At 56.7% G+C, this 8,064-nt stretch carries 10 protein-coding genes and 1 pseudogene; 7 read left to right on the top strand and 4 right to left on the bottom strand.

The genetic code is table 11. The annotated features are described in order from the left end of the window. Positions 1 to 20 precede the first annotated feature (20 nt). Both ACQRD3_RS04290 and ACQRD3_RS04285 read right to left on the bottom strand, forming a co-directional pair. Positions 21 to 785, bottom strand: coding sequence for an MBL fold metallo-hydrolase (locus tag ACQRD3_RS04290; RefSeq protein WP_080908416.1), 765 nt, complete (start codon positions 783 to 785; stop codon positions 21 to 23). Positions 786 to 928: 143 nt separating this feature from the next. Beyond that, a pseudogene (locus tag ACQRD3_RS04285) lies at positions 929 to 1,045 on the bottom strand (TnpV protein); the annotation flags it as partial. Between ACQRD3_RS04285 and ACQRD3_RS04280 the strand changes: the two are divergent. From ACQRD3_RS04280 to ACQRD3_RS04270, 3 genes are all read left to right on the top strand, one after another. After that, positions 1,005 to 1,337 (top strand): VTC domain-containing protein, encoded by a 333-nt coding sequence (locus ACQRD3_RS04280; RefSeq protein ID WP_427780072.1) that lies wholly within the window; start codon positions 1,005 to 1,007, stop codon positions 1,335 to 1,337. The pseudogene ACQRD3_RS04285 and the gene ACQRD3_RS04280 sit on opposite strands and share 41 nt — an antisense overlap. 16 nt (positions 1,338 to 1,353) lie before the next feature. Beyond that, positions 1,354 to 1,500 carry a hypothetical protein gene (locus ACQRD3_RS04275; RefSeq protein ID WP_158083003.1) on the top strand — a complete coding sequence of 49 codons (147 nt, stop codon included), beginning with the start codon at positions 1,354 to 1,356 and terminating at the stop codon, positions 1,498 to 1,500. 129 nt (positions 1,501 to 1,629) lie between these two features. Further along, on the top strand, positions 1,630 to 1,788 hold the full coding sequence (locus ACQRD3_RS04270) for a hypothetical protein (protein WP_158083002.1): 159 nt from the start codon (positions 1,630 to 1,632) through the stop codon (positions 1,786 to 1,788). 158 nt (positions 1,789 to 1,946) lie between these two features. On the opposite strand, the gene ACQRD3_RS04265 is transcribed toward ACQRD3_RS04270, so the two are convergent. Next, complete coding sequence (locus ACQRD3_RS04265; RefSeq protein WP_080908415.1) at positions 1,947 to 2,378, bottom strand: aspartate carbamoyltransferase regulatory subunit; 432 nt, start codon at positions 2,376 to 2,378, stop codon at positions 1,947 to 1,949. Position 2,379: 1 nt separating this feature from the next. Further along, positions 2,380 to 3,291, bottom strand: coding sequence for an aspartate carbamoyltransferase (gene pyrB / locus ACQRD3_RS04260; protein ID WP_080908414.1), 912 nt, complete (start codon positions 3,289 to 3,291; stop codon positions 2,380 to 2,382). 106 nt (positions 3,292 to 3,397) lie between these two features. Between pyrB and ptcA the strand changes: the two genes are divergently transcribed. From ptcA to arcC, 4 genes are all read left to right on the top strand, one after another. Beyond that, entirely contained in the window at positions 3,398 to 4,414 is a 1,017-nt protein-coding gene (ptcA, locus tag ACQRD3_RS04255; protein WP_427780060.1) for a putrescine carbamoyltransferase, read from the top strand. Positions 4,415 to 4,482: 68 nt separating this feature from the next. Further along, positions 4,483 to 5,856 (top strand): APC family permease, encoded by a 1,374-nt coding sequence (locus tag ACQRD3_RS04250; protein ID WP_427780058.1) that lies wholly within the window; start codon positions 4,483 to 4,485, stop codon positions 5,854 to 5,856. Between the two features lie 20 nt (positions 5,857 to 5,876). Next, positions 5,877 to 6,980, top strand: coding sequence for an agmatine deiminase (gene aguA, locus ACQRD3_RS04245; protein WP_080908411.1), 1,104 nt, complete (start codon positions 5,877 to 5,879; stop codon positions 6,978 to 6,980). A 16-nt stretch (positions 6,981 to 6,996) separates the two neighbouring features. Beyond that, on the top strand, positions 6,997 to 7,935 hold the full coding sequence (gene arcC, locus ACQRD3_RS04240; RefSeq protein WP_427780056.1) for a carbamate kinase: 939 nt from the start codon (positions 6,997 to 6,999) through the stop codon (positions 7,933 to 7,935). Positions 7,936 to 8,064: the final 129 nt, after the last annotated feature.

Below are 8,064 nucleotides of genomic sequence, written 5' to 3'. Positions count from 1 at the left end.
GACAAATCAGAAGTTGTCATTCAGATTTGAATTTGAAATTCTCTGAACTCAAACAGTCCGTTTCCTTGTTTGAGTTGTCCGTTTCTCACTAATTGTGCAAATCCAGCTTCGATTTCGTTTATCAATGAAACAGGAATGTTCAGCTCGTGATGACCAGGCATAATCTTTTCTATTCTGTATTTCTGCACTCGTTTTACAGAGTGATAGAAAAGCTGCGGATCAGTGGTTGGATAAAAGGCGTAAAGGCATCCCTTGTAAATCAAATCACCGGAATACAGGTATTTTCGCCCCGGTTCATAAAAGCAACAGTGTCCGGGAGAGTGTCCCGGCGTGTGGATAACCTGAATTTTCCGCCCGCCCAAATCCAACCAATCGCCATCGTGCAGAATCCTTTGCGGCTCACCCCGAAAAATCTGATAAGCATCAATATTAAACTCTGTCGGAAAATTACATGGAACCTTTGTCAGATTATTCTTAACAACTTGCAGCGGTATGGGGAACTTGACGGATAGCCAATCCATTTCCTTCTCATGTACGGCAATATTATCAAAATATTTATGACCGCCGATATGATCCCAGTGAATATGAGTTGTAACCGCCATAATGGGCAATCTTGTTAAGGAATCTACGATTTTTCTAATGTTGGAAACGCCCAAACCGGTATCAATGAGGACTGCACTTTCCTGACCACATAACAGATAGCAGTGCGTTTCTTCCCAATGCTTATATTCACTAATCGCAAATGTTTGGGAATCAATTTCTTCAACGGTAAACCAATCACTCATATACTATGCTCGCCTCTATAAATTCCGGCTTGTCGTTCTCTTTACTTGTGCAAATTATACCATAAAACCAGTGAACAATTCTACCACAACTTTGGCAAGATATGAGAAAAGTCTGAACAGTTTTTCTGCCCGGACTTCCTCGCTCAATCGTAAATCAATTCCATTTTCACAGTTTCTTCTGCCTGTGCCTTGCAAGCGTTCATCTACCGTACCCATTCCATTTGGTTTTCGGCTTTCAGTCGCTCGGTCGCACTGCTTCGTCAATCTCTGCGCAATGCTGTTTTACAGACACTGCCCAATACGCACCCCGGCTTCAATACCCGCATCACCCTGGACAACAATTTGCGCTGTTGTAACCTTTGCTTTGACCTGTTCCGTCCCCAGTTGAATTGCAAAAAGACGTTTCCTTCCGACCAAACAATTTTAGAGGTCAAATTTGACCGATTTTTGTTCCGACGGATCCAGGAGGTTTTGGTACAGTGCAATCTGACGTGGAAGCCCCCCAGCAAGTTCGGAAGTTCCCGGGCTGTTTTAAAAAAATTTTATAGTTAAGGAAGGAAATAGGACAATGTCTGATTATCTGCAGGCATTTTTGGACGCCCTTCTGAACAGCCGTTTCCCAATGCAGACGGTGGACTTTCTGCTGCTTGGGCTGGCCGCCGCCCTGGTTCTTTCGGCTGTCATATGGGGGGCTTACCGCATGGACCTCATCTAGTCCAACCTTGCCCTGTCCCTGGGGCATTATATTGCCGGGAAAGAGCTGGATCAAGATGCACCGTGTGGCCTATGGGATGAAACGAAACTGCAGCCGCTGGAGAAGATGCTTTGCAATGATTCCACCCGGATGGAAATTTTAAGAGTCCAGGAGGCCCCGGCAGATGACCGAAAAAATTTAAAAGAAGAAAAATTTGATGGCATGGAGGATGCTGAAAAAGCCGAAGAGGCGCAGATAGACGCAGAGGAGGATCCGAAAAAAACGGAAACCGAAAAAGATGCCGATTAAAAATAAAAAGGACGAGGAATTGCGCAAAACAGCAATTCCTTGTCCTTTTTTACGAAACCGTTTTTATTCAGCCCCAGTTTCGCATCTGGAGCAGACATGTTTTTCCCAATTTCGGATAGAGGGGAAAGAAGCTGGTTATCCTACTTCGGAACGGGGATTCAGCTGTGCTTGTTCCGGTCATGGACCTGGTCGCAGTACGCGCAGCGGTATAGACCCCGCTCGCGGTCCGCCAGGTGAAACACATGGGGCAGTTCCTGCTCCACGGAGGTGATGCAGCGGGGATTGGTGCAGCGGATGATGTCGGTGACGGTGGCGGGCAGCTTGAGCTGTTTTTTCTCCACGATCCGGCCGCCGTCGATGATGTTGACGGTGATGTTGGGGTCGATGAACCCCAGGGCGTCCAGATCGAGGTCGATCCGGTCCTCGATCTTCATGATGTCCTTGCGGCCCGTCTTGCCGCTGCGGGCGTTTTTAATGATGGCTACGCAGCAGTCCAGCCTGTCCAGACCCAGGACCTTATAGATCTCCATGCTCCGGCCGGCCTCAATGTGGTCGATGACCAGCCCACGCTCTACGCTGTCTACGTTCATCTTATTCCACCTCCAAAAGGGTCAGAATGAGGGCCATGCGGACGTATTTGCCGAACAGCACCTGCTGGAAATACCGGGCCCGGGGATCGTCGTCCACCTCGGGGGCGATCTCGTTGACCCGGGGGAGGGGGTGGAGGACGATCATGTCCTCTTTGGCCAGCGCCATCTTCCCGTTGTTGAGGATGTAGCTGTCCCGCAGGCGGATGTAATCCTCCTCGTTGAAGAACCGCTCCCGCTGCACCCGAGTCATGTAGAGCACATCCATCTCTCCGATGGCCTCCTCCAGACGCTCCACCTCCTGGAAGTCGAAACCGCCGGCGACAAGGTCGTCCCGGATGTAGTCGGGCACCCGGAGCTCCGGGGGGCTCACCAGCAGGAAGCGGACGCCGGTATAGCGGCACATGGCCTTGATGAGGGAATGGACGGTGCGTCCGAACTTCAGATCGCCGCACAGACCCACCGTCATGTGATCCAGGCGGCCCTTCAGCCGGTGGATGGTCAATAGATCGGTGAGGGTCTGGGTGGGGTGGTGATGTCCGCCGTCGCCGGCGTTGATAACTGGGACCGTGGCCTTGGCGGCCGCCACCGTGGCGGCGCCCTCCTTGGGATGGCGCATGGCGATGATGTCGGCATAGCAGGAGACCACCCGGGCGGTGTCCGCCACCGTCTCACCTTTGGAGGCCGAAGAGGAATCGGCCGAAGAAAAACCCAATACGCCGCCCCCGAGTTCCAGCATTGCTGCCTCAAAACTCAAACGGGTGCGGGTACTGGGTTCAAAAAATAAGGTTGCGATCTTCTTTCCGTCACACTTATGGGAAAACGCCTTGGGATCGTCTATGATGCGGTCTGCCAACGCCAGGAGCCGGTCGGTCTCTTCCACCGAAAGGTCCATGGGACTGATCAAATGTCGCACGCTCATTCCTCCGTTCGTTTGTATTCCGTAATAGGATACACAAGGCAGGAAGAAAAAGCAAGAAGAAAAATTTTCTATTTACAAGTAATTTTTTGGAGGAAATCACATGTATAAAAAGGACTTTATCGATACCAACGATTTCACCCGGGAAGAGCTGCTGGACATGATCGGCCTGTCTCTGGAGATCAAGAAGGCCATCAAGGCGGGCTATTATCCTCCCCTCATGAAGGATATGAACCTGGCTATGATCTTTCAGCAGTCCTCCACCCGTACCCGTGTATCCTTTGAGACGGCCATGAGCCAGTTGGGCGGCCACGCCCAGTATCTGGGACCGGGCATGATCCAGCTGGGCGGCCACGAGACAATCGGAGACACGGGCAAGGTGCTCTCCCACCTGGTGGATGTGGTGATGGCCCGCGTCATCGACCACAAGACCATTGTGGAGCTGGCCAACGCCTGCTCTGTCCCTGTTCTCAACGGCATGTCCGACTACAACCACCCCACCCAGGAGATCGGCGACATGTGCACCATCTTTGAAAACCTGCCCCGGGGCAAGAAGCCCGAGGAGTGCAAGGTCGTGTTCGTGGGCGACGGCACCCAGGTGTGCGCCTCTCTGGGCTTTATCACCACCAAGCTGGGGATGCACTTCGTCCACTACGGCCCTAAGAGCAATCAGCTCAATGAGGAGCACAAGGCCATTCTGGAGGCAAACTGCAAGCTCTCCGGCGGCACCTGGGAGGTCACCGACGACCGCTCCAGCGTCCGGGGCGCCGACTTCATCTACACCGACGTCTGGTACGGCCTCTACGAAAATGAGACCCCCAAGGAGGAGCGTGTACGGGTGTTCCACGACTATCAGGTCAACCGGGACCTGATGCAGCTGGGCAACATTGGCTGCAAATTCATGCACTGCCTCCCCGCCACCCGGGGTGAGGACGTCACCGACGAGGTGGCCGACTCCGCTTCCTCCCTGTGCTGGGAGGAAGCCGGCAACCGCCTGACCGCCATGCGCGGCCTGCTGGTCTATTTCACCCGCTGCCGTAAGGGGCACAGCGAGCTTCAGATCGCCGCGGCCAAGGAAGAGCTGGATGCCTTCCTGGCCGAGCGTATTTACTGCCGCTGAGTCTAGATTTTAGATGCCGGGCCCCGCAGCCGGAAGGGCGCGGGGCGGCATAGAAAAGAGCTGACAAAATGGACAAGAAAAAATTCCGCCTGACCGACGTGATCCTGTCGGTCATCTGCGTGGTCTTTGTGGCCGAGGCCGCCGCCCCGGTGGCCGCCCTGGGCAACAGCCAGTATTTCTGGTGGATCTTTATGATGATCGCCTTCCTGGTGCCCTACGGCCTCATCGCCTCCGAGCTGGGCACCACCTATCAGGGGGACGGCGGGCTCTACGACTGGATCAACAAGGCGTTTCCCGGCACCAAGTGGGGCGCCCGCGCCTCCTGGTACTACTGGGTCAACTTCCCCCTGTGGATGGCCTCTCTGGCGGTGATGTGCCCCGGACTCATCACTCTCATCACCGGCTGGGAGATGGGACCCTTCGCTGCCATTGTCATTGAGCTGGCCTTTGTGTGGCTGGTGACTCTCATCGCCTGCTACCCGGTGTGCGACAACATCATGATCCTCAATATCGCCGCCGTCATCAAGGTGTTTTTGGCCATTCTGGTGGGTGTGATGGGCGTGTGGTACGTCATCCGCAACGGCTTTGTCAACAACATGGCTCCCCGCACGTTCCTGCCCTCCTTTGACCTGAGAAGTCTCTCTTTTATCTCGGTCATCATCTTCAACTTCCTGGGCTTTGAGATCGTGTGCACCTACTCCGACAGTATGAGCGATCCCAAAAAGCAGATTCCCCAGGCCATTGTGGCGGGCGGAATTGTCATTGCCGCCATCTATCTGTTCTCCGGCTTCGGCATTGGAGCGGCCATCCCCACCGCCGAGATCAGCAGCGACTCCGGGCTCATTGACGCCGTGGCTCTCATCAGCGGGCAGACGGGCGGCCTGCTCATCGGCGGCGTGGCCCTGCTCTTCCTTGTCACCCTGTTCGGCAACATGATCTCCTGGTCCATGGGCGTCAACTCCACAGCTGCCTATGCCGCCGACAACGGGGACATGCCCCGGGTTTTTACCCGGCGCTGGTCCAAAAACGACATGCCCGTCGGATCTGCGGTCATGAGCGGCATCGTGGCCTCTCTGGTGTGCCTGCTGGGCGTTTTCATGGACCTGTTTTTCCCGGATTCCTCACTCTTCTGGAGCTTCTTTGCCCTCAATCTGGTCATGTTCCTGCTGAGCTATCTGCCAGTGTTTCCGGCCTTCCTGCGGCTGAGAAAGATTGACCCGGATACACCCCGGCCCTTCCGGGTCCCCGGCGGGGACGGCTGGCTGGCGGTGCTGGCATGGGTGCCCATGGTGCTCATTGTCATTTCGATCCTGTTCACCGGCGTGCCCCTGACGGCGGAAGAGGTGTCGGAGAAGGCCCCCATCCTCATCGGCTCCCTCATTTTCCTGGCGCTGGGAGAGATTTTGATCGCCCTGCGGGGCGGAAAGAAACACGCAAATTAACCATTTCAGGAGGTTTGATTATGGCAAAACGTATCATTGGCACTACGCCCAAGCAGGACGGCTACCGGATGCCGGCAGAGTATGAGAAGCAGACCGGCGCATGGATGATCTGGCCCGAGCGCAACGACAACTGGCGGGGAGGCGCGAAGCCTGCTCAGGCGGTCTTTGCCGAGGTGGCCAAGGCCATCGCGGAGTTTGAGGACATGACGGTGCTGGTCTCGCCCGCCCAGTACCAGAACGCCCGGGCCCGCCTGCCCGAAAAAATTCGGGTGATCGAGATGGTGAATGACGACGCCTGGGTCCGGGACTGCGGTCCCACTTTCCTCATTAACGACAAGGGCGGCCTGCGGGCGGTGGACTGGGAATTCAACGCCTGGGGCGGCCTGGTGGACGGACTCTATTTCCCTTGGGCCAATGACGACCAGATCGCCCGGAAGGTCTGCGAGATCGAGGGGGTGGACTCCTACCGCACCGAGGGCTTTGTGCTGGAGGGCGGCTCCATCCATGTGGATGGCGAGGGTACGGTGATGACCACCGAGATGTGTCTGCTCTCCGAGGGCAGAAACCCCCACATGAGCAAGACGGAGATCGAGCAGATGCTCTGTGACTACCTCAACTGCGAGAAGGTCATCTGGATCAAGGACGGCATCGACCCCGACGAGACCAACGGCCACATCGACGACGTGGCCTGCTTTGTGGCCCCCGGCGAGGTGGCCTGCATCTGGACGGAGGACCCGTCGAACCCATTCTATCGGGAGGCACAGGAGGCCTACAAGACCCTCTCCGAGGCCACCGATGCCAAGGGCCGGAAGCTGAAGATCCACAAGCTCTGCCTGACGGAAAAGCCCTGCCTGCTGGAAGGGGCGGAGACCATCGACGCTGTGGAGGGCACCATCCCCCGGGAGAACGGGGAGATCAGCATTGCCTCCTATATGAACTTCCTCATCATCAACGGCGCCATCATTCTTCCACAGTACGGCGACGCCAACGATGCTCTGGCCGTCCAGCAGGTTCAGGAGATGTTCCCAGACCGGAAGGTGGTGGGAGTGATGACCAAAGAGGTGGCCTTCGGAGGCGGCAACATCCACTGCATCACCCAGCAGCAGCCTGACCCCAAGCGCTGAAGCAGGGGGTGGGAAGATGTCAAGAATCGTGATCGCCCTTGGCGGAAACGCCTTGGGAAATACCCCGGCTGAGCAGATGGAACGGCTGAGCGAGGCGGCTCCCTCCCTGGTGGGACTCATCAAGCAGGGTCATGAGATCATCGTCAGCCACGGAAACGGCCCCCAGGTGGGGATGATCAAACTGGCCTTTGACAGCGCCTCGGCCGCCGGGGACAAGGTGGCCTCCATGGCACTGCCCGAGTGCACCGCCATGAGCCAGGGTTATATCGGCGCCCACCTGCAAAACGCCATTTTGCGGGAAGTGCGGAAAGGGGGCATGCCATGGTACGCCGCCACGGTGGTGACGCAGGTGGTGGTGGATGAGAAGGATCCCGCTTTCCAGAAGCCCACCAAGCCCATCGGCGCATTCTACGACGAGCAGACCGCCCGGGCTCGGATGAAGGCAGATCCCAGTGCAGTCTACGCCGAGGACGCCGGGCGGGGCTGGCGGCAGATGGTGGCTTCGCCCAAGCCGGTGGACATCGTGGAGAAGGAGTCCATCCTGAATCTGCTGGACCATGAGTTTATTGTCATTGCCTGCGGCGGCGGCGGTGTGCCGGTGGTGAAGAAGGGCAACGGGGACTATGTGACCGTCCCCGCTGTCATTGATAAGGATTTCGCCTCGGCCAAGCTGGCCGAGCTGGTGGGCGCGGACTATCTCTTCATCCTCACCGCCGTGGACCGGGTGGCCATCCGCTACGGCACGCCCCAGCAGGAGGATCTGGCCGAGCTGACGGTGGAGGAGGCCAAGCGCTACTGCGACGAGGGCCACTTTGCCCCCGGCTCCATGCTGCCCAAGGTGCAGGCCGCCATCTCCTTCGCCCAGTCCGGCCCGGGACGGCGGGCAGTCATCGCCTCGCTGGAAAAGGCTCCCCTCGCCATGAAGGGGGAGAGCGGCACCATGATCCACGCCTGATCAAATCTGTTCAACACCCCCCGACACAGGAAGAGAAGCCTGTGTCGGGGGGTGTTTGTCCAACCTTTGGGTTGCGCCCGGAGGAAAGAAATGATAAAATATATTTATCTGCGGCTAAAGGGGAGAAGG

The sequence above is a fragment of the Candidatus Pseudoscillospira sp. SGI.172 genome, assembly GCF_050313575.1.
In the GTDB taxonomy this organism is placed as follows: Bacteria; Bacillota; Clostridia; order Oscillospirales; family Oscillospiraceae; genus Vermiculatibacterium.
The sequence above is the reverse complement of the archived record's forward strand: the minus strand, read 5'-3'. Positions and strand labels throughout refer to the sequence as shown.